Source organism: Thalassobaculum salexigens DSM 19539, assembly GCF_000423805.1.
GTDB lineage: Bacteria > Pseudomonadota > Alphaproteobacteria > Thalassobaculales > Thalassobaculaceae > Thalassobaculum > Thalassobaculum litoreum.
Genome location: NZ_KE384093.1, coordinates 1,169,373 through 1,192,843 on the forward strand (window position 1 = coordinate 1,169,373; position 23,471 = coordinate 1,192,843).

Below are 23,471 nucleotides of genomic sequence, written 5' to 3' on the forward strand. Positions count from 1 at the left end.
GCGCCCTTTGCCCATCCCCACCTCCGACCTCTCCCTCGACGAGGCCCGGGCGATCATCGCCGGGGCTTTCGCCGAGGCCGCCGCGCGGAAGCTGAATCCGCTGGCGGTTGCCGTGCTCGATGCCGGGGGCCATATCCGTGCGATCGAACGGCAGGACGGCGCCAGCATGCACCGGCCGGAAATCGCCATCGGCAAGGCCTACGGGGCGCTCGCCATGGGGTTCGGCAGCCGGGAGCTGGCCAATCGGGTGAAGGACAAGGGCGCGGTGTTTCTCGATGCGGTGAACGGCATGATCGGCGGGCGGCTGATACCGGCTCCCGGCGGCGTGCTGGTGAAAGACACGGCCGGCAACGTGATCGCGGCGGTCGGCATTTCCGGCGACGCCTCGGACCAGGACGAGGCCTGTGCCGTCGCCGGCATTCGGGCTGCCGGGCTGACGGCGGAAACCGGGGCGCCATCGGCGTGAGCGCGGTCGCCAAGCTCGCCCTGGCGGTCGCGGCCGTGGCCATGGTCGGACCGCTGCTGTTCAAGGGAGCGAGCCATTCCTGGGCCAGCGAGCCCTGGCATCGGGCCGACCGCAGTTCCGCGGGCCTGGCGCCGGACCCTCAGTCGACGCCGGAGGCGGTGGTTCAGGTCTACGCCGCGCCGACCTTTGGCTGGCGCGGCATCTTCGCCGTCCATGCCTGGATCGCCGTCAAGGACGCGAATGCCGCGCGCTACGACCGGTGGGACGTGATGGGCTGGGGCGGCGGCCGGGTGGTGCGGCAGAACTACGACGGTCCGGACCACCGCTGGTTCGGCCGGGAGCCGACAGTGCTGGCCGATATCCGCGGCGACAGGGCGGCGGCCCTGATCCCACAGATCCGCGCGGCGGTGGCCGCCTATCCCTGGCCGGAGACCTACCGGACCTTCCCCGGACCGAACAGCAACACCTTCGTCGCCTTCGTGTCGCGCCGGGTGCCGGATCTCGGCCTCGACCTGCCGCCGACCGCGATCGGCAAGGACTTCCGGCCGCTCAGCGATCCGATCGGCCGCGCGCCCAGCGGCGGCGGCCTGCAGGTCAGCCTGTTGGGGCTGGCGGGCCTGATCGTCGCGCCGACGGAGGGGATCGAGGTCAATCTGCTCGGTCTCGGCATCGGCTTGGACATCGCGCAGCCGGCCTTGCGCCTTCCCGGCATCGGTCGGGTGGGCGCGTCCGGCGGCGCGGACCGCCCACGGCAATAGCCCCCGACCGTTACCGGTCGCGGGCTTGAAATGCCGGTCTGTGAGGGGAGGGCAGGCGCCAGGCCCGCCCGTCAGCTCAGGAGATCGCCGACGCCGACAGGACCATCGTGCCGAGCAGAATGCCGTACACGAAGACCAGCGCCGGCCAGGAGGCGGCATTTCGATTATAGGTCCGGATCATTTCATCCTTCGTCATGGTCGCCTCCTCTGGGGGTCACGGAACCCCCCCATGGGGTCCCTATGAACGTACGGTCTCACACACTGTTCGGCGTTTACCGTCTAGAAACGCCATTTAACGTACGTGGCGGGAACATCAAGCAGGATTTGCAGTTAAGATCGCGTGAAGTCTGCAAAGCAGGCAGGCATAAACCGCATAGCTCGGTTTCGGCATTCGATATCCGGAAAATTCGGGAACCGCGTAGCTGCTTGTAGCCGTCGTGAGCGGGCGCTACGGTCACTGCCAAACGACAGGAATCAAACACTGAGGGATGGAGGAGCCGTGATGGCTGATTTCCCGAGCGGCGTGTGGCGCTATCCGACCGAAATCCGTTTCGGTGTGGGAGAGATCGACAAGCTGGCCGATGCCTGCGGGGACGCGGGAATCCGCCGGCCGCTGATCGTGACCGACGCCGGTCTGGTCCGGAACTCGATGATTACCGGCGCCCGCGACGACCTGCAGGATTCGGGCATGGCGGCGGAGGTATTTTCGCGCGTTCGTGGCAACCCGATCGGCGCCAATGTGCTCGAGGGCGCGGAAATGTTCCGCGACGGCGACTTCGACGGCGTCATCGGCTTCGGCGGCGGCTCCGCGCTGGACGTCGCCAAGGCGATCGCCATGGCCGCGCATCAGGAGCGCCCGCTGTTCGAACTGCATGTGAGGTCCGGTGGTCCGGCGGCGATCGACGGCTCGAAGATCGCGCCGATCATCGCCGTGCCGACTACGGCCGGGACCGGGTCGGAGACCGGGCGCGCCTCGCTCATCACCGAGGAGGAGGTGCACGAGAAGCGCATCTTCCTGCATGCCAAGATGATGCCGACCATCGTCATCGAGGACCCGCAGCTCACCGTCGGCCTGCCGGCGAACCTGACGGCCTGGACCGGGATCGACGCGCTGGCTCACTGCTTCGAGGGGTTCTGCTCGCCGGAGCTGCACCCGTTCTCCGATGGCGTGGCGCTGGAGGGCATGCGGCTGATCAAGGAGTTCCTGCCCCGGGCGGTCGAGGACGGCCGCGATCTGGAGGCGCGCGGGATGATGCTGGCGGCGGCGTCCATGGGCTCCACCGCTTTCCAGAAGGGGCTGGGCGCGATCCATTCGCTCAGCCACCCGGTGGGCGCGCGCTTCGACACCCATCACGGCCTGACCAACGGCGTCTTCTTCCCGTATGTGATCGCCCATAACCGCGACGTCATCGCCGACAAGTGCGCGCGGATCTCGGCCTATCTCGGTCTGAAGAAATCCGGTGTCGACGGGGTCATGGAGTGGATTCTGGACCTGCGCAAAGCGTTCGATATCCCTCATACTGCCAAGGAATTGGGCGTCGATCCGGACCGGGTCGATGAAATCGCAGCGGCCGCCGAAAAAGACCCGTCCACGGGCAGCAATCCGAAGCCGATGACGGCCTCGGACATGGCGACGGTCCTGAGGAACGCCCTGGAGGGAACGCTCGACTGAAGGGAAATTCCGTGCGTCACAAAGCCTTACTGATCGATCCGCTCTACCATCCGGGCGGGCAGGAGCATCTTCGCGCCCATGTCGATGTCGAGCTGCTGCTCCGCCCCGAGCGCGAGGCGGTGCTGGAAGCGGCCAAGGGCGCCCATGGCATCTGCGGCCGCTATCCGAACAAGGTGGACGCCGAGGTCATCGCGGCGGCTGAGGACCTGCTGGTCATCTGCTCGTCCGGCCGCGGCACCGACGCCATCGACATCGCCGCGGCGACCGAGGCCGGGGTGATCGTCGTCAACAACCCGGGCTTCGGCAAGATCCCGGTCTCCGAGCATGCGCTGTTCATGATGATGAGCCTGTCGCGCCATGGTTTCGAGCATGACGCGATGGTGCGCTCCGGCAAAGGCTGGTCCGACCGGCTGAGCGAGACCAACACGATCAAGGACCTCGATCAATCGGTGCTCGGCATCGTCGGCCTGGGCCAGATCGGTACCGAGATGGCACGCAAATGCATGGGCGCCTTCGACATGGACGTGATCGCCTACGACCCCTATGTCGACGCCGGTGCGGCCAACGATCTGGGCATCGAGATGGTCTCCGACCTAGCCGATCTGCTGGCGCGGGCCGACTACGTCTCGGTCCATGCCGAGCTGAACGACGAGACCCACCACATGTTCAACGACGCGGCGTTCGAGGCGATGCAGCCCCACGCCTGCCTGATCAACACCGCGCGCGGCAAGATCGTCAGCCAGGACGCGCTGCACAAGGCGCTGAGCACTCGCCGGATCCGGGCGGCGGCGCTGGACGTGTTCGAGGTCGAGCCGGTTGGGGCGGACAACCCGCTGTGCCAGCTCGACAACATCATCCTCTCCCCGCATGTCGGCGGCCTGACCCGCGGCTTCATGAAGGAGAGCGCGATGACGGTGGCGCGGACCATGCTGCAGGTGTTCAACGCCGAGCAGCCGGCCAATATCCGCAATCCGGACGCCTGGGAACGGGCCAAGCAGCGCGCGACCCGGCTGCTGGCCGGGTAGCGGCTACGTCAGGTGGGCGCGTCAGGCGGGGGCGACGCGCACGCCGACATCGGCTGAGGCGTCGACCAGCCAGTCCCAGAGATAGGCGGCGAAGGACGGGCGGACGAACAGCCGATAGGCGTCCTCCGCCGTCTGCTCCAGGACGATCTGGGCCAGGCCGAGCAATCCCTGGGAGCACTGACCCGGCTTGAAGGCGGACGGATGCAGGTCCTGGGGCCAGCCCTTGGCGAGCACCCAGCGGGCGGCATGGCCGGAGAGCTCGATCACCGCGTAGTTGTCCGAGAGATCGACCACCGCATGGTGAACGCGCGACATCGCCTCTTCCAGCCGGGCGCACAGGGCCGGGCTGTCCCCGTCCTCGGAGACCGCCAGCCACTCGTCCGGGCCCAGCCACAGCAGGGACAGGCCCTCGGTGCGGGCGGCGATGTTCGGCGCGGTCGGCAAGGCGACGCCCAGCACGGTCTCCACATGCCCGGCGAAGGCCTTCTCGGCATCGCCGCGCAGGTTGATCAGGCTCAGGCCCGCGACCTCGCGCAGCACCACGCCCGCATGGTGCGAGCCGCCGACGGGACCGGTATGGCCGGAAAGCGGGCTGAAAGCCTGGGGTGCGGTATCAGCCATCTCGGCGGCTCCCCTCGAGATCGAAGAACACGGGATCGGTCACGGTGACCTTGATCGTCTTGCCGGCCAGCGGCACCGACAGGGTGTCGCCCTTGCGGCCGTGCCCGCCCTTGACCAGGGCCATGGCGATGGAGCGGCCGCAATTGGCGGAATAGTAGGACGAGGTGACGTGGCCGAGCATAACCATCGGCGGCTGCGGCTTCACCTCCTCCACGATCTGCGCGCCCTCCGGAAGGACCTCGTTCGGGTTCTCGGTCAGCAGGCCGACGAGCTGCTTGCGGTCGGGCAGCATCAGGTCGGGCCGGAACAGGCCGCGCTTGCCGATGAAGTCGGTCTTGGTCTTCGACACGATCCAGTCCATGGCGAGATCGAAGGGCGTGACCGACCCGTCCGTCTCCTGGCCGACGATGATGAAGCCGCGTTCGGCGCGCAGCACGTGCATCGCTTCGGTGCCGTAGGGGGTGATGCCGTGCTTCTCGCCCGCCGCCATCAGGGCCTCCCACAGCGCCATGCCGTAGCGCCGGGGCACGTTGATCTCGAAGGACAGCTCGCCGGTGAAGGAGATCCGGTAGACCCGGGCCGGGATGCCGGCGACGGTGCCTTCCTTCATCGCCATGAACGGAAAGGCGTCGTTCGACAGGTCGATGTCGTCGCACAGCTCGGCCAGCAGCTCGCGGCACTTGGCGCCGCAGATGGAGGCGACCGACCACTGCTCGGTCACCGAGGTGAGGTAGACCTCCAGGTCCGGCCATTCGGTCTGAAGGTGCTCTTCCAGATGGGAGAGCACGCGCGCCGCGCCGCCGGTGGTGGTGGTCATGTGGAAACGGTCGTCGGCGAGCCGGGTGGTCACGCCGTCGTCGATTACGAAGCCGGCATCGTTCAGCATCAGCCCGTAGCGGCACTTGCCGATGCCGAGCTTCAGCCAGGCGTTAGTGTAGACCCGGTTGAGGAACTCGGCCGAATCCCTGCCGCGCACGTCGATCTTGCCGAGGGTCGAGGCGTCCAGGATGCCGACGGCGTTGCGGGCCGCCATGCACTCCCGGTCGACCGCCTGCCGCATGGTCTCGCCCGCTTTGGGGTAGTACCAGGGCCGCATCCACTGGCCGACATGCTCGAACTTCGCGCCGTGTGCCTTGTGCCAGGCGTCGACCGCCGTGGTGCGCTCCGGGTCGAACAGTTTGCCGATGTTGCGGCCGCCATAGGCACCGATGGTGGTCGGCGTGTAGGGCGGGCGGAAAGTCGTGGTACCGACCGCCGGAATGTCGGTGCCGAGCGTGGCGGCGACGATCGCCAGCGCGTTGACGTTCGACGTCTTGCCCTGGTCGGTGCCCATGCCGGTGGTGGTGTAGCGCTTCACATGCTCGATCGAGCGGTAGCCCTCGCGCGCCGCCAGGTTCAGATCGGCGGCGGTGACGTCGTTCTGGAAGTCGACGAAGTGCTTGCCCTTGTGGCCGACCGGCTTGTCGGAGGGCAGGACCCAGACGGTCCGGTGTTCGCCCATGCCGGGCTCGTCCACTTTCGGGGCGGCTGGCTGGCGGGCGGTGCTACCGGTCGCGCGGGCGGCGTCCAGTCCGGCCTTGATACCGTCCTTGACCGCCTGGGCGATGGTCATCGTCCCGGCGCATCCGCCGACCGAGGCCTGCGGGGCGTGCTTCGGGTCATGCACGGTGGCGGGCACGAAGGCGTCGAGCTCGGCGTCCCAGCGCAGCTTGCCGCGGCTCTGGCTGAACAGGTGGACGGTCGGGTTGAACCCGCCGCACATGGCGACGAGGTCGCAGCCGATCCGCCGGGTGACCTTGGCGAGGCCGGAGCCGTCGGTCGTCATCTCGGCGACGTCCACGCCCTCGACCCGGTGCCCGCCATGGGCGCCGGCGACCGAATGGCCGGCCAGGATGTCGATGCCCTTCTCGCGGGCCGCGTCCACCAGCGGACCGGAAGGCTCGGGGCGAAGATCGACGATGGCGGCCACCTGCGCCCCACGCGCGGCATAGGCCAGCGCGGTGCGGTAGCCGTCGTCATGGCCGGTCACGATCAACGGCTTGCGCCCGGCGGTCACGCCGTAGCGCACGGCGTAGCCGCGGGCGGCGGTCGACAGCATGACCCCCGGCCGGTCGTTGTCGCGGAACACCAGCGGCCGCTCCAGCGTGCCGGTGGCGAGCACGACCTGCTTGGCCCGGATCTTCCACAGCCGCTGGCGCGGCGTGTTCGGGATCACCGCGCCGATATGGTCGGTCACCCGCTCGGCGGCCAGCAGGTAGTTGTGGTCGAGATAGGCATGCACGCAGGTGCGCGGCAGCAGGGTCACTTCCGGCATCGAGGCGAGTTCGGCCACCACCTCGGCCACCCAGTCGGGTCCGGGCTTGCCGTCGATGAACACGTCGTCCTCGGACAGCAGCGAGCCGCCGAATTCCGCCTGCTCGTCGGCCAGGACCACCCGGGCGCCGGTGCGCCCTGCCGCCAGGGCGGCGGCGAGACCGGCCGGGCCCGCACCGACGATCAGCACATCCGGGTGGGTGTGCATGTGCTCGTAGCGGTCCGGGTCCGGGCCTTCTGGGGCTTTACCGAGGCCGGCGGCGTTGCGGATCACCTCCTCGTAGGTCAGCCACATCGAGGCCGGCCACATGAAGGTCTTGTAGTAGAAGCCCGCCGGGAACAGCCGGTGCAGGGTCGAGTTCACGGCGCCGGCGTCGTATTTCAGGCAGGGCCAGCGGTTCTGGCTGGACGCGTCGAGCCCGTCGAACAGTTCGATCTGGGTGGCGCGCAGGTTCGGCTCGCTGCGGTTGCCGCGGGCGAGCTGGATCAGCGCGTTCGGCTCCTCCGCCCCCAGGCCGAGGATGCCGCGCGGGCGGTGGTACTTGAAGCTGCGGCCGACCAGATGGACGTCGTTGGCCAGCAGGGCCGAGGCGAGGGTGTCGCCGGCATAGCCGGTGTAGCTCTTGCCGTCGAAACGGAAGCCGAGCGGCCTGGACCGGTCGATGCGCCCGCCGCCGAGCGTGGCATGGGGGGCGATGCGATTGGGCTGGCGGCTCACGTCAGGCGTCCTTCTTGGCGGTGAGCTGAGCGATGTCGGGCATCGGCTCGCCCGGCTTGTAGCTGGCGAAGATCTCGTGGGTGTAGGTGTCGCGGATCACGTTGAACCAGCGTCGGCAGCCGTTGGTGTGCATCCAGCGCTCGGCGAACGGCCCCTTGGTGTTGCGGCGCAGGTAGAGATAGGCCTCCCACTCCGCATCGCTGCAATCGGCGGGCACGGCGGGGCGGACCACATGGGCCTCGGCACCGTAGTGGAATTCGGCGTCGTCGCGCGGACCGCACCAGGGGCAGGGGATCAGTTGCATCTCTGTCTTCCTCCCGCTCAGTGGGCGACGCCGGCGGCACCGTGCTCGTCGACCAGGTATCCCGTGCGGAACCGGTCGAGCGAGTAGGGTGCTGCAAGCGCGTTGGGGCGGTCATGGGCGATCAGGTCGGCGAAGACATGGCCGGAGCCGGGCGTCGCCTTGAACCCGCCGGTGCCCCAGCCGCAGTTGAAGTACAGGCCCGGGACGGGCGTCTTGGAAATGATCGGCGAGGCGTCCGGGCAGGTGTCGACGATGCCGCCCCATTGCCGCAGCATCCGTAGCCGAGAGGTGATCGGGTACAGCTCCACCGTCGCCGCCATCAGGTGCTCGGGATGGTTCGGCGAGCCGCGCTGGGCATAGGAGTTGTAAGCGTCGGTTCCCGCACCCAGCACCAGCTCGCCCTTGTCGGACTGGCTGATATACATGTGCACGGCGTTCGACATGACGACCTTGTCGATCACCGGCTTGATCGGTTCCGACACCAGCGCCTGCAGCGGGCGGGCCTGGATCGGCAGCATGAAACCCGCCATCTCCGCTAGCACGCCGGAATGGCCGGCCGGCACGCAGCCGACCTTGTTGGCGGCGATGAAACCCCTCGTGGTCTGCACGCCGATGATCTGGCCCTCCGGCGCGCGCTCGAAGCCGGTGACCTCGCAGTTCTGGATGATGTCGACGCCGAGCTCGTCGGCGGCGCGGGCATAGCCCCAGGCGACCGCGTCATGGCGGGCGGTGCCGCCGCGCTGCTGCAGGATGCCGCCCTTCACCGGGTAGCGGATGTCCGGGTCGATGTTGATGATCGGCACCAGCTTCTTGATGTCGTCCGGCAGCACCAGCTCGATATCGACGCCGTTCAGACGGATCGCCTCGTAGCGCCGGCGCATCTCGCGCCACTCATGCTCGCTGTGCGCCAGGTTGATGACGCCGCGCTGGCTGAACATGACGTTGAAGTTCAGCTCCTGGCTCATGCCTTCCCAGAGCTTCAGGGCGTGGTCGTAGAGCTTGATCGATTCGTCCCAGAGATAGCCCGACCGGATGATGGTGGTGTTGCGGCCGGTGTTGCCGCCGCCGATCCAGCCCTTCTCCAGCACCGCCACGTTGCGCACGCCGTGCAGTTTCGCGAGGTAGTAGGCCGTGGTCAGCCCATGGCCGCCGCCGCCGACGATGATGACGTCATATGCCTTCTTGGGCTCGGGCGAGCGCCAGGCCTGCTGCCAGCCCTCGTGATAGCTCAGCGCGTTCTTCGCCAGGGCGAAAATGGAATAGCGCTGCTTGGCGGTCGGCCCGCTTGTGGTCGTCCCCTGGCGTCCGGCGCTGGCGTTCATTCATCAACCCCCGAGTAAAAAGGCACTCATACACGCCGCGCTGGCCGGCGTCAGTGCGCAGAGCATCCAGGGCGCAGAGTATATCGCACGTGCAGCACGGATATGCCGGGTGCGACGGGGGACGTCGGTTTCGGGGGGATGCGGCCGGAAGTCGGGTGTCTAGAACGTGGCCCAGTCCGGCTTGTGCGGGATCACCGTCGCCTCGCCGGCGGTCAGCGGGTCGCCGGAGCGCAGGGCCTCGTCCAGGCGGTTCAGGCGGATCATCGCCAGACCCATGCCGCCGCCCTCGCTGCCGCCGCCGTTATTGGCGACGACGCTGCGTACCTCGCCGGCCTCGCGGCCGCCCAGGGTGATCTCGGTGCCGGGCGCGGGCAGGGGACCGTTGATGATGATCGGCATCAGCCGGCGCTTCACCAGGCCGCGATACTTGGTGCGGGCGGTGAGTTCCTGGCCCATGTAGCAGCCCTTGTCGAAATCGACGCCGCCCAGCTCCTCGAACCCGGCTTCCAGCAGCACGGTCTTCTCCACCGCCATGTCCTTGGCACCGTCCGGCAGGCCGATGGAGACGCGGCGGCGGTCGTACGCGGCCCGGTCGGTCAGTTTCAGGCCGGCGGCCTCCAGCGCGGCCGGGCCGGCGACCTCCGGAAGCAGGACCCGCGCACCCGCGTCGGCATGGCGGGGATCGACGAAGGCCAGGCCCTCGGCAAAGCCGCTCGCCGCGCCGCGATCTCCGGGCAGGTTGAGCGCGTCGAAGGCGTCGGCGCCGAACACGGCGGCGACGATCCAGTCGCCGGACTCGATCGACATCTCGATCTTGGAGCGCAGCTTGTACAGGCGCAGCTTGCCGAAGAATTCCTCGATCCGGTCGGCGGCCGTCTCGATCAGCAGGGCTTCGCCGGTCTCGATCAGGAAGAAATCGTAGAGGAACTTGCCCTGGGCGGTCAGGAACGCGCCGTAGCCCGCGCGGTCCAGCGTGACCTTCAGGACGTCGTTGGACACCAGTCCTTGGAGGAACGAAGCCCGGTCCTCGCCTGCAATGCGGATCACGCCGCGGTCGTCGAATATGTGAAAATACGCGTTGGCCATGGGTTCCTCCGGTGCGGGAGTAGACGTAAGGCGCGCGGGGAGGGGCCGCAAGTGCGCAGCGCGTTCGCGCCATTGCCTCCGGCCCGCGGCCTCGCCAAACTCTCGTCGATTTCGACAGGAGATAAGCCATGGCCCAGTCCGACAATCCGATCGCACGTCCGCGCTACACGGGCATCCCGACCTTCATGCGCGCGCCGTTCGCCGAGGACTGGAGCGAGGTGGATATCGCCATGATCGGCGTGCCCTATGACGGCGGGGTGACGAACCGGCCGGGTGCCCGCCATGGCCCGCGCGAGGTCCGCAACTCCTCCAGCCTGATGCGCCTGATCAACCAGGCGACCGGCGTGTGCCCCTACGACCTCGCCCGGGTCGCCGATATCGGCGATTGCGTGATCGAACGGCCGTTCCAATTGGAAGGCGCCCATGGCGAGATCGACCGCTACTACGAGACCGTGGTGGAAGCCGGGCTGGTCCCGCTGTCGGTCGGCGGCGACCATTCGATTTCGCTGCCGATCCTGCGGCAGATCGGCAAGGACGGGCCGGTCGGTATGATCCATATCGACGCCCACGCCGATACAGGCGACGACTATTTCGGCTCGCGCTTCCACCACGGCGCCCCGTTCCGCCGGGCGGCGGAGGAAGGCGTGCTCGACCCCAAGCGCACCATCCAGATCGGCATCCGCGGCGGCATCAACGACCGCGACCAGTGGTCGTTCAGCCATGAGAGCGGGATGCGGGTGATCTACATGCACGAGATCCCCGCCATGGGCCTCGACGCGGTGATCGCCGAGGCGCTGAAGGTCGCGGGCGACGGGCCGACCTATCTCAGCTTCGACATCGACGCCTGCGATCCGGCCTATGCCCCCGGAACGGGCACGCCGGAATTCGGCGGCTTCACGGCGGCCGAGGCCCTGCAGCTGCTGCGCGGCCTCTCCGGCGTGGATTTCATCGGCGGCGACATGGTGGAGGTCTCCCCGCCCTTCGATCCGAGCGGCAACACCGCCCTGCTGGGGGCGACCATCCTGTTCGAGCAGCTCTGCCTGCTGGCGGAGGCCTTCGCGAACCGGACGGTATAATTCGGTATGGTTGCGTAAATTATACAATTCTCTCTCTAGGCGTGCCATGAGTGTTTGGATTCGATAAGCTGCGGATCCGATACCCTGGAAGCTTGAGCGGGGACTGGTCGCCCATGTCGCGTCGCATCGCTCGGTTGGTCGCCGGCTTCAGCGCACTTCTGTGCGTGGCCGGGCCGGCATGGGCGCTTGATGCGGGGCGGATCGGCGGGGAACGGATCGGCGGACCGTCCTTGCCGGTGGAGACCGAGCCGGCGCACCGGACCGCGGCGGTCGAGAACCGCGACGCCATCGCGGTGATCATCGGCAATCGGCGCTATGCGAACGGCCTGCCCGAAGTCCTGTATGCCGAGAACGACGCCCTGGCGGCCCGCCGGCTGGCGACCGAGGTGCTCGGCTACCGCGCCGGCAACATCATCGATCTGCGCAACGCCTCCCAGGCCGAGATGCTCTCCGTCTTCGGCAACGCCGCCGACCATCGCGGCAAGCTCTGGGCCTGGGTGAAGTCGGGCGTGTCCGACGTGTTCGTCTACTACTCCGGCCACGGCGTGCCGGGACTGAGGGACAAGCGCGGCTATCTGCTGCCGGTCGATGCCGACCCGGCCACGCCGGAGATCAACGGGTATTCCCTCGATCTGCTGCTGGCCAACCTGTCGCGGCTGGAGGCGCGCTCCACGCTGGTGATGCTGGACGCCTGCTTCTCGGGCAATTCGGCCGCCGGCTGGCTGCTGCGCTCGGCCTCTCCGGTCTATATCCGCACCGAAGCCCCGGCCGATCCCACCGGATTGTCGGTGATCAGCGCGGCCCAAGGCGATCAGGTGGCGAGCTGGGACCAGGAACGGCGGCTGGGACTGTTCACCCGACACGTGATGGACGCGCTGTTCGACGGAGCGGCCGACCGGGGACGCGGGGGGAACGGCGACGGTGCGGTCACCCTGGGCGAGGTCGAGACCTATCTCGATGACGAGCTGAGCTATGCCGCCCGGCGGCTGTACCGCCGGGTGCAGAAAGCCAGCGTGCTGGGCGATCCGAAGACCGTGCTGGTGCCGGATGTGCGCCGACGGGCACCGCAGGCACCGCTGGCGCAACCTGCGCTGGGGGCCTCACCGCAGAGGACGCCTCCGGCCGGGGTCCCATCCGGCCGGTATCCCGCCCTCGGGCCGTCGATCGCCGATGCCCAGCTGTTCCTGCAGATCCATTGGGACGATGTGCGCCGGACCATCGAGAGCTACTACCTGCGCCAGGGGACCGTCTGGGATCAGCGGGGCAACCCACCTCAGGTCGAGTTCGCCGAGCGCATGAAGGAGATCAGCGAGCGGCGGGTGGTCAAGGTGGCCGGCAATACCTTCGACCTGGAGATCCGCTACCGCTGGCAGGGCGGCGGGGTGTCTGACATCGCCGAGGCGGTGATGCGGATCGCCGTCGCCCCGGATGCACTGGCGGTGGAGAAGATGTGGCGATGACCGTCCTCGCCCGGGTGATGCCGCTGCTGATCGCCTTGACCCTGCTCAGTGCGCCGGCCGTCGCGGGGGATGACTGGACGCGGTCGCTGACCGAGCCGGCGTTGCGCCTGTGGGCCCCGGTGCCGGAGGGCGCGCGGATCGCCCTGCATCCGCTCGATCCCGACCAGAGCGGCCTACCGGCGACCCTGCTGATCCGGGTCGAGCGGGCGCTCACCGCCGCGTTGCTGGACACCGCGCCGGCGGCGTCGAGTGTGTTGACCCGGCGCGACCTGCCGGCGGTCTGGGAGGAGGCTGAGAGCTTCGCCGACGGGCCGCCCAGAGACCTGCTGGCGGCCGCGGCGGTGGACGCCTTGGTCGTGCTGATGGTGTCGGAGCAGAGCGACGGCGTCTCGGTGGCGGCGACCCTGATCGGCGTGCAGGACGGCGCGCTGGGGGAGGTCCTGGCGACGATGCCGCCGATCCCGCTGGCCGCGGATCTCGAACGCGCCGATGTTGTTCAGGCGCGCACCGGCGCCCGTCGGCTCGGCGTGGCGCTGGCGGAGACGCTGCGGCTGGCGGCCGATCCGGCCTCGGCGGTCGCGGCCCGGATCGAGCGCCGCGGCCGGTACAGCCCCGCCGCCGACTGGTTCGCCGCGATGGTGGCGGAACACCTGGTCCGGCGCCTGGCGACCCCGCCGCTCTACGTCGCGCGTCCCTTGAGCCGGCTTGGCGAGGCCCCGCCCGCGCGGATCGTCCGCCTGGAACTCGACCTGTGGGATCAGGGCGCGCGGGTCGACGTCCAGGCGCGGGCGGCGCTGGGTGCGGCGGAGGCGCACGGCACGGCGCGCGTCGCGCTGACCTCCATTCCGAACGGTTTTCTGCCGCTGACCCGCGATGGTGGGCGGGTCGGGCTGGGGCTGTACCGGGCGGTCGGCGCCTATTCGCCGGCGCAGCGCACCGATCCGCGCGAGGTCCGGTTCGCCGCCCGCGTGCTTGCCCGGGCGGCGCTGGTCGAGGACGGTCTCGGGACCGGCGGGGGTCGCCAGACCGGCGGAACCGCCCAGGACGTCGCCGCGGCCATGCGCAGCATCGCGCGGGGCGTGCCCCATGAGGAGATCTGGCGCGACCGATCGGCGGCGGGCGCGGAGGTCCAGGAACTGGCCGGCCGTGTGGCCCGCGTCGGCGGCGGCGGCGCGCCACTTCTGGACGCGACGGTCGACAGGGCGCTCTATCGGCCGGGCGAGCCGCTGCGGGCCCGTGTGATGGTGCGCGGCGGTCGGGCCTATATTGCCGCCTATGCCTGGCAGGCCGACGACACGGTGGTTCGGATCGCCCCGCAAGGCCGCGGGGCCAGGCTGCTGGAGGCGGAAAGGCGGGCCGATCTGCCCGGTCCGGACGATGCCCAGGTCACCGCAGCGCCCCTGCCGGGATCGCAGGAAACGGTCGAGGCGCTCCTCGTGGTGGCCAGCGCCGTGCCTTTCGCCGCGGATGCCCTGGCGCCGGCGGCCGGGACGACGCCGGAGGGCAGCCTGGATATTGCGGTGCAGATGAGCGCGTTTCTCGATGCCTTCGCCGCGCTGGATCTGAGCCGGGTCAGCCTGGCGGTGCTGCCCTATCGCACCCGGTCCGGCGAGTGAGTGTCGGGGGAGCGGCACGCCGATGTGACGAAAACCGCCCTCGGCCTTCCATGGCTCCATCGAGAGCCGCGCCCCGTCCGCTGGAGGGGCCAGGGAGGCCGGGAGGGCGATGCGATGAGGAAGGTGGTGGCGATGGTCAGCCGGGCGGTGGCACTGGTATTCGCGAGCGGCATGCTGATCTCCTGCGCCTCCGCGGCGACCCGCGGCCATGCCCAGGAACCCGGACGCTCGCATGCAAGCAGGCCGGTGACGGTCCTGGTTGTTGGGGAAGACGGCCACGAGAACCTGGTTCCGCGCTCCGATCCTGCGTTCCGCCGGGTGGTTTCCGAGCTGCAGGCGGCGCTGGACCGCCGCGGGTTCCGGGTGGTCGACGAGGAGGCGATCGCCGCCGATCTCGGCTGGGCGGCGCGGCCCTACCGCAACAAGGTGGATGTGCTGGAAGCGGCCAAGCTGGCCGATGGCGCCGACCGCGCCTCCGCGCGGGTGCAGGCCGCCGTCCTGTTCCGGATCGAGAGCACCTATCGCGACCTCCGCTACGCCACGCGGATCGACCTCCATCTGTCCGGCGAGGTCTTCGATACCCGAAGCAACCGCTTCCTCGGAGCCTTCGATCTGCCGACCGAGACGGTGACCACCACCGGCCGCTGTCTCACCGCCGCCTGCGCCTCGGATGCGGTCGGTACCAGGGCCCGCGATCTGGCGAGCGAACTGGGGGCGGTGTTGGCCCGCAAGCTCGCGGCCCTGGCGCCCCCGGAAGAGACCGTGACGGCGGGGGTGCGGGCGTTGGAAACGGTCTACACCGTGACCTTGCGCAATCTCTCGACGGAAGACGCTCTGTCCATCATCGGCGTCATGTCGGACGGGTTCCCGGGATTTCGCAGCTACGGCCTGCTGCGCAGCGGGACGGCGTTGCGGCGCTACGAATACGTGACCACGGCGAGCGCCCGCGAGGTCGAGCGCTGGCTGACCCTGCTGCTGGTCGATATGGGCCTCGACCCGCAGCGCGAGACCGTGCTGAGCGTGCGCGGCGGCGACATCCGGATCGAGCGGGTGCTGCCCGCCCCCGCCGCGGGCCCGGACTGACGGAACCCGGTCTGCGGCCTGGCCAAAAATCGCCCTGGCAGAAATAGCCCTGGTAGAAATCGCCCTGGTAGAAATCGCCCTGTCCGATATCCGCCCTGGCCGTTCCATGGACCGGAATGACCGATCGTAGGGGCCCCCGTGGACGACAGAGCTGTCAGCGATGCCATGACCGAGATCGGCCTTGCGCTGGCCATGGCCTTCTTCTGCCTGCTCGTCCTGGTGCTGATCTCTGTCGGTCCTCCGGACGGCGCGCCGGCCGCTGGCCCCGAAGCGCCGCGTCTGCAGACCGCTGCTCGGTGGGAGGGCCGGGGGCGTCCGGTGGGCGCGGACGAGCGGCTGGTGCTGTTCCATGGCGGCCGGTTCCTCGACCGCAAGGGGGGCGCCGTCGACCCGGCCGCGGTCGCGGGGGCGGTGGTACTCGCCGTCGATCCCGGGCTGCCGCTCGAGCGGGTTCTCGCGGCCCGGGCCCAATTCGCGGGCCGGGTTGTCGTCACGCCCCTCGATGCCGACTGGCTGAACCACCTGTGACGGGGAGTGTCGAAATGAAGTCCATCGTTCTTGTACTGGCGGTGTGTGCCGTTGTGGCAATCGGCACTGCGCCGGCGGCAGCCCGCAGCGAGGCCGCATCCCGCGAGGAGGTGCGGCGCATGGTGGTGCAGGAGGCGCAGCGCAGCGCGCGAGTGCCGGCCTCCCTGGCGCTCGCGGTGGCGGAGGCGGAATCCGATTTCGTCGCCGACGCGGTCAGTTCCGCCGGCGCGCGCGGCGTCATGCAGATCATGCCGGCTACCGCCCGTGGAGAGTTCGGCGTGGCGGCCGAGGACCTGTGGAACCCGCGTCTGAACATCCAGCTCGGCGTGGCCTTCCTGCAGTCGCTGATCGAGCGGTACGACGGCCGCTGGGACCTTGCCCTGTCCCACTACAATGGCGGCTCCCGCGTGGGGAGCGGGCGGGCCGCCCGGGTGATCCCGGCGACCCGCGCCTATGTCGACAAGGTGCTGGCCGCCGAGCGGCGCTATGCCCGCGACGCCACGGCGATCGCACTGGCCGACCGCGTCGCCGAGGCCACTGCCGGCCTGGAGAGACGCGCGACGCGGCAGGCGGAGGCGGCGCGCATCGAGCGACCGGACGCGGACCGCTCCGACCTGCGCCGGCGTTTCATGGTCCTTGCGGACGCGGCTCTCGCGGCGGCCGGCGGGCGCGACCGGCAGCGCGGCGATGCCATCGGCGCCGGGGCGTTGCTGGACCGGATCGCCGACCGCAAGGCCCGATTCCGCGTTCTGCTGGGCGATGGTTGAGAAAATCGGCGGGCCTGATGCCAATGCGTGCAATATCCGATGGTCTTGATTACAGTTCCAGTCCCGGCTCCCGCCCAAGCTGTGTTCAGGACCCCGGAATGGACGGCATCTCCACCGAACGCGCGTTGCTCGCAGGCTCGATCAGCCCGGCGCTTGAGGCGGCCTTCCGGACCGTCGCCGACGCCGATCTGGGAGGCGGTCCGAAATACGCGCCGACCGTGATGCGCGCCCTGTCCCGCACGGTCGCCGCCCGCGCCTACGGCAAGCCGATGCTGGAGCTCTGCCATCTGCTGCGGGTGGCCGACGCGGTGGGGGGGCGGCACGGCTGGCCGGCGCTGTTCTTCGGGGTGCAGGTCGCCCGCGGCCCGGCGTTTCGGGCGCTGATTCAGGAAGGTGGCCGGCACTGTGACGCTTTCGATCAGGACTTCCGGCTGGAGAGCAACGGGGTCACGATCGCTTATCCCGACGCGCCTTTCACCGTGAGCTATGGGCGGATGGGCTTTCTGGCCGCCCTGCTGGAACTCATGGTCACCGCCCTTGGCTACCGGGCGGTCGATGCTGAGATCCGTGCCTGGCTCGACGCCCCCTTCGAGGCCCAGCGCGCCGCCACCCACGCCAACGCCCTGTCGCGGCTGTTCTATGACCATCTCAGGGAGCACCTTTCCACCGCGCAGAGCCTGCGGGTCTTCGCCCGGCTGATCGCGTTTCTGGAAGCGAGCCGCGGATCCGGCTTCGGCATCGACGACCTCGATGACCGCGCGGTGATGGACTACTGGTACGGCACGGTCACCGCCGGCGACGACGAGGCGACGGAGCTGCGGGGCTTCCGCATGGTAACCGAACGGGTCGGCATGCTGCGAACCGCCCTACAGGCCGCCTTCGAGCGCCACGCCATCGACACCGCCCGGTCGGTCGGCCCCGACCGTGAGGCCGGGGAGGTCGATCCCGGCACGGTGCTGGCGCTGCTGGAGGTGCATGACGAGGAAGCTGACGAGCTCCGCGCGCTGCAGAGCGAGCCGGCGGCGGCGGTCAAGTTCCTGACCCGACGGGAGGTCGGCGAGCTCGACCTGATCGCCCGGCTCGGATCCCATGCCGGGGTGCTGGCGGTGTCGGTCCTGCGTGCGGCGACCTTCGGCGCTGTCCAGTCCCGCCTTAGTCAGGCGCTGCGCCGCCACGCGCCGCAGGCCGAGGTGACCGGCCTGATCGACCTGCGGGAGTGCGAATCCTACGACCAGCGGCTCGGCCAGTGGCGCGGCCTGGAGGGGCGGCTCGAACGCATGGCCCTGGCCGCCCTCGCGGTCCTGGTGGAGGCGGATCGGACGGAAGCGGCGCTGGAGGTGCTGGCCCGGCTGCCGGCGGCCGACCTGAGCGGCCTGCGCGACCGTCTGCCCAGCGAGGCGGACGGATCGAATGTCATCGCGTTGCGGCCCGGCGGTGTGGTCGGCATGGTGGCCGCCCTGGCCGACCCAAAGGTCGTTGGCCCGGAGGTCGCCGGTCTGATCGGCGATGCCCGCAAGGCGCTGCGCGGCGTCGGGCGGTCCGGCTTCGGCCCCGAGGACCGACGGTCGGCCACGGCGGTGAACGGCATGGCGGCCGGTGCGCCCCTGGTGCGTCGTCTGCTGGTGCGGCTGCAGCATGTCCGTACCGCCGCCGAAGGCCGGCTGTCCGACGACACGTTCGCGCAGGACACGGTCCGGTTCCGCACCGGCTTCCGGGCGCTCTACGGCGGTACCGCATGACCGACCGGTGGCGGGATCTGGAGGGCGACGGGCGCCGGACGGCCGAGACGATCTTCTCGGCCCTGGATGTGGCGCGGGGCCTGACGGATTGCCGTGCTCCGTCCCGGCCGTCGGTCTCGGCCATCTGGTCGGCTCTGGCGACCGGCCGCGCCCTGCCGGGCGGGATCGTGCCCGACGCTGATCTGGACGCCCTGCTGGCCGATGCGGCCTCCGTGGCCTTCCCCCGGCAGGCGGCGGCGGCAACCCCGCAAGACGGCATCGACCGCCACGCCGACGGCGCCCGTCTGCGGGTCGTCCCGTCCCTGGGCGCGCCCGGCCAGAGCTATCTCGCCATAACCTTCGACGACCCCACGGCGACGGCGTCGCGCCTGATCGCGGTCGGCGACGGGGCGGAACCGCTGGTATTCGCCCTGCCGCCGCCGGTCGACGGCATGGTCCAGATACTCGTCGACAACTCGGATCCGATCCTGGTCGCTTTGGCGGATGCGGATGCCCGGCTCTACCTCGTGTGACCGTTGGACGGCGCCGGTCGCGCGCCGACCCGGTACGCGCCTGGCGCGGAGTCCGGGGACATGAGTGGACGTCTGCGGGTGGTCATCGCAACCACCGCCGGGCCGAGCACGGTCCGCCGGATCACCGCGGAGGATCCGGCGCTCCGCTCGGTGGTCTGCCTCGCCGGCACCGCCACCGCCCTGCCGATCTCCGGCGACTACGACGCCTTCGTGCGGCGGCCGACCGGCGTGGTCGAACGTGATACCGGCCAGCGGGTGTACCGGGTGGATGTGGACCGCCCCATCGACGACGGACGGAGCTGGCAGCTCGGGTTCTATCTTGCCCACCGGCTGAAGCTGGCGGACCGGCTGGCCGAGGACGATGCGCCGGCCGAGGGCATCGTCTGGGCGACCGGCACGGTGGATTCCGACCTCAAGGTTGGGCCGGTGGCGCGTGTGGTGGACAAGGCGCGCCGCTCGGCGGCACTCCTGGCCACCGGCCCGCCCGTGCTCGCCGTTGCCGCGGTCGAGCACGCCGACGATCTGCCGGCCGGGGCCGCGCCGCTGGCGGTGCGGTCGGTCGACGAGGCGCTGGCCCATCTCGGCCTCGTCGCACCGGTGGTCCGGGGCCCGGTGGATTGGGGCAGGGCGGGACGCGGTGGCGGGGTCCTCGGCGTCGCGCTGCTGCTGGGGGGCGCCGCCATCGTCTGGGGGCTCTGGCAGACCCCGCGGTCGCAGCCGGCGACCGAGATGCCACCAGCCGCCGGACAACTGGCAGCCGGGCAGCCGGCGGCGCCGTCGGCCGGGAGCGTGCCGGTTTTCGCGCCCGCCCGGGTCTCCTTCGACGTGCTCGAGTCCCGGCCGGTCGGCGACGCCTGCGGACCGGCGGACGTGGCCGATCCGGGGCCGCAGGGTCCGCGCGAGGTCTGCGCGGTGGCGTTCCGTGCGACCAATGCCGGTGAGCGGCCGGTGCGGATCTGGCTCTATGGCGCGGTCCAGGGCGGGGTGCGGGAATACGCCTCGCGCCGCCGCCATACGGAGCTGGCCGTGGGAATCCTCGCGCCGGGCGAGGCCGCCGAAGTTCGGGTGCAGCCGCCCGACTGGGTGCGTCGGAGCATCGACGTGCGCGGCCTGCTCGTCCTCGCCGACGGCGACCGTCCCCAGGTCGCCCAGGCGTTCGGCGCCATCGACCTGCTGTCCAGCGCCGAAATCGATGCGCTGGTCGACGGATTGCACGATCAGGATGTGGAGGTGCGCGAGATTCTTCACCGGGTGATCCCGGCGCGCTGAAATCCGGCTCTGGCCCGCCCATGGCTCCGGTGACGAGACCGTTCGCCGGAGGTGCCAGACATGGGCAGCACCCGACACCGTTCGATCCTGACCGCAGCGTCTTCGGCGCTCGGCCTGGCGGCCCTGCTCGCCGCCTGTGTCGCTGCGCCCCGCATGGCGCCGGAAGGGATCGGCTATCGCCAGGCCCGGTTCGCCGAGGTCGAGGCGATGCGCGCCTACCGGACCTGCCGCGACGAGGGCCTGGCCCTGGAACGCCAGGCGCGGGCGGCGGCAGAGGCCGCCCGCTATCTCGCGGTCGCCCGCACCCTTGAGCGCTGCGAAGCCGATCTGGGACCCGATGCCGCCCACCTGGATCTGGAGGACCGGATGCGGGTCTACGCGGTGGCGGTGCAGAGCCGGATGAAGGGCGGCGACGTCGCCGGCGCCCGGGAGGGGTTGGAGCGCTTCGCCGACGCCTTTGCGGGCCGCGACCTGTTCTTCGACGACGGGACGTCCTTCATCGACAGTATGGGCCTGATCCTGAAAGCGCATCCGGCAGGGGTCAGGGCGGGGGACTGGGTGAATGTACCGCGCCGGCTGGCCGACGAACTCGCCCGGATCGACCGGTGGGGCCGATGATGGCGGTACGCGACAACTGCGGTCGGGCGATTTCGGCGCTGTTGCGTCTCGCGATGCTCGTTGGAGTCCTGGGTGGAATGCCGATGGGGGCGGCCTGGGCGGAGGAGTTGCCGAGCTGGACGCCGGTGGCGAGCGAGCAGCTGGTCCGTCTTCCGATCGGCTATCTGGAGAAGGCGGTGGACCGGGATTTCCGGGACTCCTCGCTGGCGGACGCCCTGCAGGACAAGGCGGCGGCGATCGAGGGGACGGCGGCGTCTCTCGGCGCGATGCAGGCGGCGGCCGCAACGGCGCGCGGTGCCCTTCGGGACGAGAAGCGCCATGCGTTTCTGCGCGCCAAGCAGGACTACGTATCCCTCCTGGGGGCGCGTCATGATCTGGAACGCCAGCAGGTCGAGACCCGGCTGGCTCTGTACCGGCGGCTGTTGGCTCGGATCGAGCGGACCGGCGATCCGGGCGGACCGCAAGCGCCGGCGGCGTTGGCCGGGCAGCGCGCGGCGGCAATGGAGCGTTTCGCGGCGTCGCAGGCGTCGGTCGACATGAAGCTGTTCGCCTCCGCCACGGCGCAGGAAAGCCGGTACGGCCGTGAATACCGCAGACAGGCGGCCGCCATCGCCGATCTGGCGCGGGCGATCGACGCCCACCCGATGAACGCCGCGCCGCAGATCGACGGGCGGGCGATCGGCAAGCCGGACTATCTCGCGCATCTGGTGGCCGAGGCCGAGACCGACCTGGCGCTGCTCGACCAGAAGGACCTGATGCTGTCCTACATGGCCAAGCTCGTCGCCCTCGACGCCATGGCCCTGGCGGACGAGGTGGATGCCCGATCGCGGGACACGGCCGGGCGCCCCGAGCTGCGCGATGTGAGCGCGGCCGTCGATTTCTTCATAGCCCCGAACTGACGCGACGGAGGATGCCGTGATGCCGAAAACGCTGTGGGTGGCAGGTTTGGGACTGGTCCTGGGCCTCATCCTTGTCGCGGGGGGCGAGACGCGTGCCGATCCGCTGGAGAACATGGAACGGGAGCGGGCCCGACTGATTGGGGCGCTGCTCGACCCCGGCCGGGATCCGGCCGGACGATCGGAGGCGGCGGAGATCGCGCGGCGCCGGCTGATCGACCTGGAACGCATCGCGTTGCGCGACCCCAGGACGGCCGCCGACACCCGGCCGATCGCCCGCCGCGCCTTCGCCGATTACGACCTCACCTTCCTTGCCCATGCCTCCATCGAGCTGGACAGGGCGGTCCTGGACCTGTGGCTCGAGCGGATCGGGATCTCGACGGCGCGGGTAATGGCGGCCCGCATGGGGCGCCGGTGATGCCCCCGCGCCGCCCCGTCGGGGGCCTCGGACTCACGCTGGACGATGCCGCCCGCTCGACGGCGATCCTGTTGGCCGGTCTCAGCGGTGCCCTGGCACTCGGCGTCGTGCTGACCGGGGACCGCGTATCGGCGCTCGTGGCCCGCACGGAGCGGGTGGTCGGTCCCGTCTTCCTGGCCGCGATCCTCCTCCTCACCCTGATCGCGCTGATCGCCGTGGTGCGCCTCTGGCGCGATCCCGGGGATCGGTCCTGGCACATCGTCGGGCTGCAGGCGTCGGCCGGCATCGCGACCCTTGCCCTCACCTTCACCCTGCTGGGGATCGGCCTCGGCATCGCCAGCCTTTCCACCGCGGCGCTGGGACCGGAGACGGCCGGCCGACTCGTTGGGGCGCTGACCCGGCGGTTCGCCATGGCGTTCGCCACGAGCATCGTCGGGCTGCCGCTGGCGGCGCTGCTGCGCGCGGTTCTCCTCGTCCTGGCCGCCAGGGAGCCCGACCGGGCGGTGCCGGACGGGGAGGCGCCAGGGCCGGGGGAAGCGACATGAGGTTCGTCCTGTTCAACCTGGTCGTCGGCGCCACCCTGGCCTACCTGATCCTGGCGGATCGATGGCATGCGGCCGACCCGCTCCCGGCCGTCACGACGGTGGAGCACGCGGTACCGGTGTCGCCGCCGCGCCCGGCGGAGGAGGCGCCCCTGCACGGGGAGCCTCTGCGCGGAGAGCCCCTGCGCGGAGAGCCCCTGCGCGGTGAGCCTCCTGGGGCGACGGTGGCTGCGGTAGACGGGGACCCGGCCGATCCGGCACCGCCGCCGGCGCCGCGCGCGACGGTATCGCTCGACCCTGACGCGTCCGGCTCGGCACACGCGCCGGAGGCGGTCGACCGCAACGAGACCGGCGCCGCCAAACTCACACGGGAGGGCGCCGGGGCGGGTGACGGGCTGTCCCGTGAGCTGCGCGATCTTGCACGCGAGATGGAGAGCCGGTTCCTTGCCGGCATACGGTGAATGTCCGCGGACAGGGCCGCGAACCGTCTGGCGATGACGGCCCCGGTTGTGCTGGCCCCGGTTGTGCTGGCCGCGGGCCTGGCGTGGCTGCTTCTCTTCCGACCGGAACCGCCGGGCCGGGCCGGACAGCGTGAGGAACCGCCCGCCGCGGCGACGGCGGATCCGGCGGGCAGGACGCCCTCTCTGACGCTGGCGGAGATC

General features: G+C 70.3%; 23 protein-coding genes. 18 read left to right on the plus strand and 5 right to left on the minus strand.

Annotated features, from left to right (window positions below; all coding sequences use genetic code 11):
- Nucleotides 1-7: 7 nt before the first annotated feature.
- The 4 genes from G578_RS0109855 (at nucleotide 8) to G578_RS25660 (ending at nucleotide 3,921) form a co-directional block, all read left to right on the plus strand.
- The gene (locus G578_RS0109855) at nucleotides 8-466 is read left to right on the plus strand and encodes a GlcG/HbpS family heme-binding protein (protein WP_028794094.1); all 459 of its coding nucleotides are present in this window, start codon (nucleotides 8-10) and stop codon (nucleotides 464-466) included.
- Nucleotides 463-1,224: a DUF3750 domain-containing protein gene (locus G578_RS0109860; RefSeq protein WP_028794095.1), complete on the plus strand. Its 762-nt coding sequence runs from the start codon at nucleotides 463-465 to the stop codon at nucleotides 1,222-1,224. Before G578_RS0109855 ends, G578_RS0109860 begins: the two co-directional genes overlap by 4 nt.
- Nucleotides 1,225-1,726: 502 nt before the next feature.
- Entirely contained in the window at nucleotides 1,727-2,896 is a 1,170-nt protein-coding gene (locus G578_RS0109870; protein ID WP_028794096.1) for an iron-containing alcohol dehydrogenase, read from the plus strand.
- A gap of 11 nt (nucleotides 2,897-2,907) precedes the next feature.
- On the plus strand, nucleotides 2,908-3,921 hold the full coding sequence (locus G578_RS25660) for a hydroxyacid dehydrogenase (protein ID WP_051244489.1): 1,014 nt from the start codon (nucleotides 2,908-2,910) through the stop codon (nucleotides 3,919-3,921).
- A 21-nt stretch (nucleotides 3,922-3,942) separates the two neighbouring features.
- Here G578_RS25660 and G578_RS25665 read toward each other — a convergent pair whose 3' ends face one another.
- The 5 genes from G578_RS25665 to ygfZ all read right to left on the minus strand — a co-directional run bounded on the left by G578_RS25665 (nucleotide 3,943) and on the right by ygfZ (nucleotide 10,285).
- Entirely contained in the window at nucleotides 3,943-4,542 is a 600-nt protein-coding gene (locus G578_RS25665) for a sarcosine oxidase subunit gamma (protein ID WP_038013969.1), read from the minus strand.
- On the minus strand, nucleotides 4,535-7,573 hold the full coding sequence (locus G578_RS0109885) for a sarcosine oxidase subunit alpha family protein (protein ID WP_084618793.1): 3,039 nt from the start codon (nucleotides 7,571-7,573) through the stop codon (nucleotides 4,535-4,537). The genes G578_RS25665 and G578_RS0109885 overlap by 8 nt, the downstream gene beginning before the upstream one ends.
- Nucleotide 7,574: 1 nt before the next feature.
- Nucleotides 7,575-7,877 (minus strand): sarcosine oxidase subunit delta, encoded by a 303-nt coding sequence (locus G578_RS0109890; protein ID WP_028794098.1) that lies wholly within the window; start codon nucleotides 7,875-7,877, stop codon nucleotides 7,575-7,577.
- A 17-nt stretch (nucleotides 7,878-7,894) separates the two neighbouring features.
- Complete coding sequence (locus G578_RS0109895; RefSeq protein ID WP_051244491.1) at nucleotides 7,895-9,199, minus strand: sarcosine oxidase subunit beta family protein; 1,305 nt, start codon at nucleotides 9,197-9,199, stop codon at nucleotides 7,895-7,897.
- Between the two features lie 159 nt (nucleotides 9,200-9,358).
- Nucleotides 9,359-10,285 (minus strand): CAF17-like 4Fe-4S cluster assembly/insertion protein YgfZ, encoded by a 927-nt coding sequence (ygfZ, locus tag G578_RS0109900; protein WP_028794100.1) that lies wholly within the window; start codon nucleotides 10,283-10,285, stop codon nucleotides 9,359-9,361.
- A gap of 128 nt (nucleotides 10,286-10,413) precedes the next feature.
- On the opposite strand from ygfZ, the gene speB reads away from it, so the two are divergent.
- The 14 genes from speB (at nucleotide 10,414) to G578_RS29455 (ending at nucleotide 23,270) form a co-directional block, all read left to right on the plus strand.
- The gene (speB, locus tag G578_RS0109905; protein ID WP_028794101.1) at nucleotides 10,414-11,361 is read left to right on the plus strand and encodes an agmatinase; all 948 of its coding nucleotides are present in this window, start codon (nucleotides 10,414-10,416) and stop codon (nucleotides 11,359-11,361) included.
- Between the two features lie 113 nt (nucleotides 11,362-11,474).
- Nucleotides 11,475-12,821 (plus strand): caspase family protein, encoded by a 1,347-nt coding sequence (locus tag G578_RS28330; protein ID WP_028794102.1) that lies wholly within the window; start codon nucleotides 11,475-11,477, stop codon nucleotides 12,819-12,821.
- Nucleotides 12,818-14,437 (plus strand): hypothetical protein, encoded by a 1,620-nt coding sequence (locus tag G578_RS0109915; protein WP_028794103.1) that lies wholly within the window; start codon nucleotides 12,818-12,820, stop codon nucleotides 14,435-14,437. Before G578_RS28330 ends, G578_RS0109915 begins: the two co-directional genes overlap by 4 nt.
- Before the next feature lie 114 nt (nucleotides 14,438-14,551).
- Nucleotides 14,552-15,520 carry a hypothetical protein gene (locus G578_RS0109920; protein WP_028794104.1) on the plus strand — a complete coding sequence of 323 codons (969 nt, stop codon included), beginning with the start codon at nucleotides 14,552-14,554 and terminating at the stop codon, nucleotides 15,518-15,520.
- 138 nt (nucleotides 15,521-15,658) lie between these two features.
- Nucleotides 15,659-16,048: a hypothetical protein gene (locus G578_RS29865; protein WP_169400846.1), complete on the plus strand. Its 390-nt coding sequence runs from the start codon at nucleotides 15,659-15,661 to the stop codon at nucleotides 16,046-16,048.
- Nucleotides 16,049-16,062: 14 nt separating this feature from the next.
- Entirely contained in the window at nucleotides 16,063-16,815 is a 753-nt protein-coding gene (locus G578_RS29870; protein ID WP_051244493.1) for a lytic transglycosylase domain-containing protein, read from the plus strand.
- 98 nt (nucleotides 16,816-16,913) lie between these two features.
- The gene (locus G578_RS0109935; protein ID WP_028794106.1) at nucleotides 16,914-18,554 is read left to right on the plus strand and encodes a hypothetical protein; all 1,641 of its coding nucleotides are present in this window, start codon (nucleotides 16,914-16,916) and stop codon (nucleotides 18,552-18,554) included.
- Complete coding sequence (locus tag G578_RS0109940) at nucleotides 18,551-19,066, plus strand: hypothetical protein (RefSeq protein ID WP_028794107.1); 516 nt, start codon at nucleotides 18,551-18,553, stop codon at nucleotides 19,064-19,066. The genes G578_RS0109935 and G578_RS0109940 overlap by 4 nt, the downstream gene beginning before the upstream one ends.
- Nucleotides 19,067-19,126: 60 nt before the next feature.
- The gene (locus G578_RS28340) at nucleotides 19,127-20,335 is read left to right on the plus strand and encodes a hypothetical protein (RefSeq protein ID WP_028794108.1); all 1,209 of its coding nucleotides are present in this window, start codon (nucleotides 19,127-19,129) and stop codon (nucleotides 20,333-20,335) included.
- Nucleotides 20,336-20,395: 60 nt separating this feature from the next.
- Nucleotides 20,396-20,953, plus strand: a complete 558-nt coding sequence (locus G578_RS0109950) for a hypothetical protein (protein WP_028794109.1) — start codon at nucleotides 20,396-20,398, stop codon at nucleotides 20,951-20,953.
- Between the two features lie 77 nt (nucleotides 20,954-21,030).
- Nucleotides 21,031-21,852, plus strand: a complete 822-nt coding sequence (locus G578_RS29450; RefSeq protein ID WP_028794110.1) for a hypothetical protein — start codon at nucleotides 21,031-21,033, stop codon at nucleotides 21,850-21,852.
- A gap of 19 nt (nucleotides 21,853-21,871) precedes the next feature.
- A complete protein-coding gene (locus G578_RS25685; protein WP_051244495.1) occupies nucleotides 21,872-22,267 on the plus strand; it encodes a hypothetical protein in 396 nt (131 codons plus the stop codon).
- On the plus strand, nucleotides 22,267-22,812 hold the full coding sequence (locus G578_RS28345) for a hypothetical protein (RefSeq protein ID WP_051244497.1): 546 nt from the start codon (nucleotides 22,267-22,269) through the stop codon (nucleotides 22,810-22,812). Before G578_RS25685 ends, G578_RS28345 begins: the two co-directional genes overlap by 1 nt.
- A complete protein-coding gene (locus G578_RS29455; RefSeq protein WP_028794111.1) occupies nucleotides 22,809-23,270 on the plus strand; it encodes a hypothetical protein in 462 nt (153 codons plus the stop codon). The genes G578_RS28345 and G578_RS29455 overlap by 4 nt, the downstream gene beginning before the upstream one ends.
- The last annotated feature ends 201 nt before the right edge of the window (nucleotides 23,271-23,471 follow it).

Excerpts from the sequence above, each read along its gene's own strand:
- G578_RS0109870 (WP_028794096.1), top strand. The coding sequence starts at position 1,727 with ATGGCTGATTTCCCGAGCGGCGTGTGGCGCTATCCGACCGAAATCCGT.
- G578_RS25665 (WP_038013969.1), bottom strand. The coding sequence starts at position 4,542 with ATGGCTGATACCGCACCCCAGGCTTTCAGCCCGCTTTCCGGCCATACC.
- G578_RS0109890 (WP_028794098.1), bottom strand. The coding sequence starts at position 7,877 with ATGCAACTGATCCCCTGCCCCTGGTGCGGTCCGCGCGACGACGCCGAA.
- G578_RS0109895 (WP_051244491.1), bottom strand. The coding sequence starts at position 9,199 with ATGAACGCCAGCGCCGGACGCCAGGGGACGACCACAAGCGGGCCGACC.
- ygfZ (WP_028794100.1), bottom strand. The coding sequence starts at position 10,285 with ATGGCCAACGCGTATTTTCACATATTCGACGACCGCGGCGTGATCCGC.
- speB (WP_028794101.1), top strand. The coding sequence starts at position 10,414 with ATGGCCCAGTCCGACAATCCGATCGCACGTCCGCGCTACACGGGCATC.
- G578_RS28330 (WP_028794102.1), top strand. The coding sequence starts at position 11,475 with ATGTCGCGTCGCATCGCTCGGTTGGTCGCCGGCTTCAGCGCACTTCTG.
- G578_RS0109915 (WP_028794103.1), top strand. The coding sequence starts at position 12,818 with ATGACCGTCCTCGCCCGGGTGATGCCGCTGCTGATCGCCTTGACCCTG.
- G578_RS0109920 (WP_028794104.1), top strand. The coding sequence starts at position 14,552 with ATGAGGAAGGTGGTGGCGATGGTCAGCCGGGCGGTGGCACTGGTATTC.
- G578_RS29870 (WP_051244493.1), top strand. The coding sequence starts at position 16,063 with ATGAAGTCCATCGTTCTTGTACTGGCGGTGTGTGCCGTTGTGGCAATC.
- G578_RS0109935 (WP_028794106.1), top strand. The coding sequence starts at position 16,914 with ATGGACGGCATCTCCACCGAACGCGCGTTGCTCGCAGGCTCGATCAGC.
- G578_RS0109940 (WP_028794107.1), top strand. The coding sequence starts at position 18,551 with ATGACCGACCGGTGGCGGGATCTGGAGGGCGACGGGCGCCGGACGGCC.
- G578_RS28340 (WP_028794108.1), top strand. The coding sequence starts at position 19,127 with ATGAGTGGACGTCTGCGGGTGGTCATCGCAACCACCGCCGGGCCGAGC.
- G578_RS0109950 (WP_028794109.1), top strand. The coding sequence starts at position 20,396 with ATGGGCAGCACCCGACACCGTTCGATCCTGACCGCAGCGTCTTCGGCG.
- G578_RS29450 (WP_028794110.1), top strand. The coding sequence starts at position 21,031 with ATGCCGATGGGGGCGGCCTGGGCGGAGGAGTTGCCGAGCTGGACGCCG.
- G578_RS25685 (WP_051244495.1), top strand. The coding sequence starts at position 21,872 with ATGCCGAAAACGCTGTGGGTGGCAGGTTTGGGACTGGTCCTGGGCCTC.
- G578_RS28345 (WP_051244497.1), top strand. The coding sequence starts at position 22,267 with ATGCCCCCGCGCCGCCCCGTCGGGGGCCTCGGACTCACGCTGGACGAT.
- G578_RS29455 (WP_028794111.1), top strand. The coding sequence starts at position 22,809 with ATGAGGTTCGTCCTGTTCAACCTGGTCGTCGGCGCCACCCTGGCCTAC.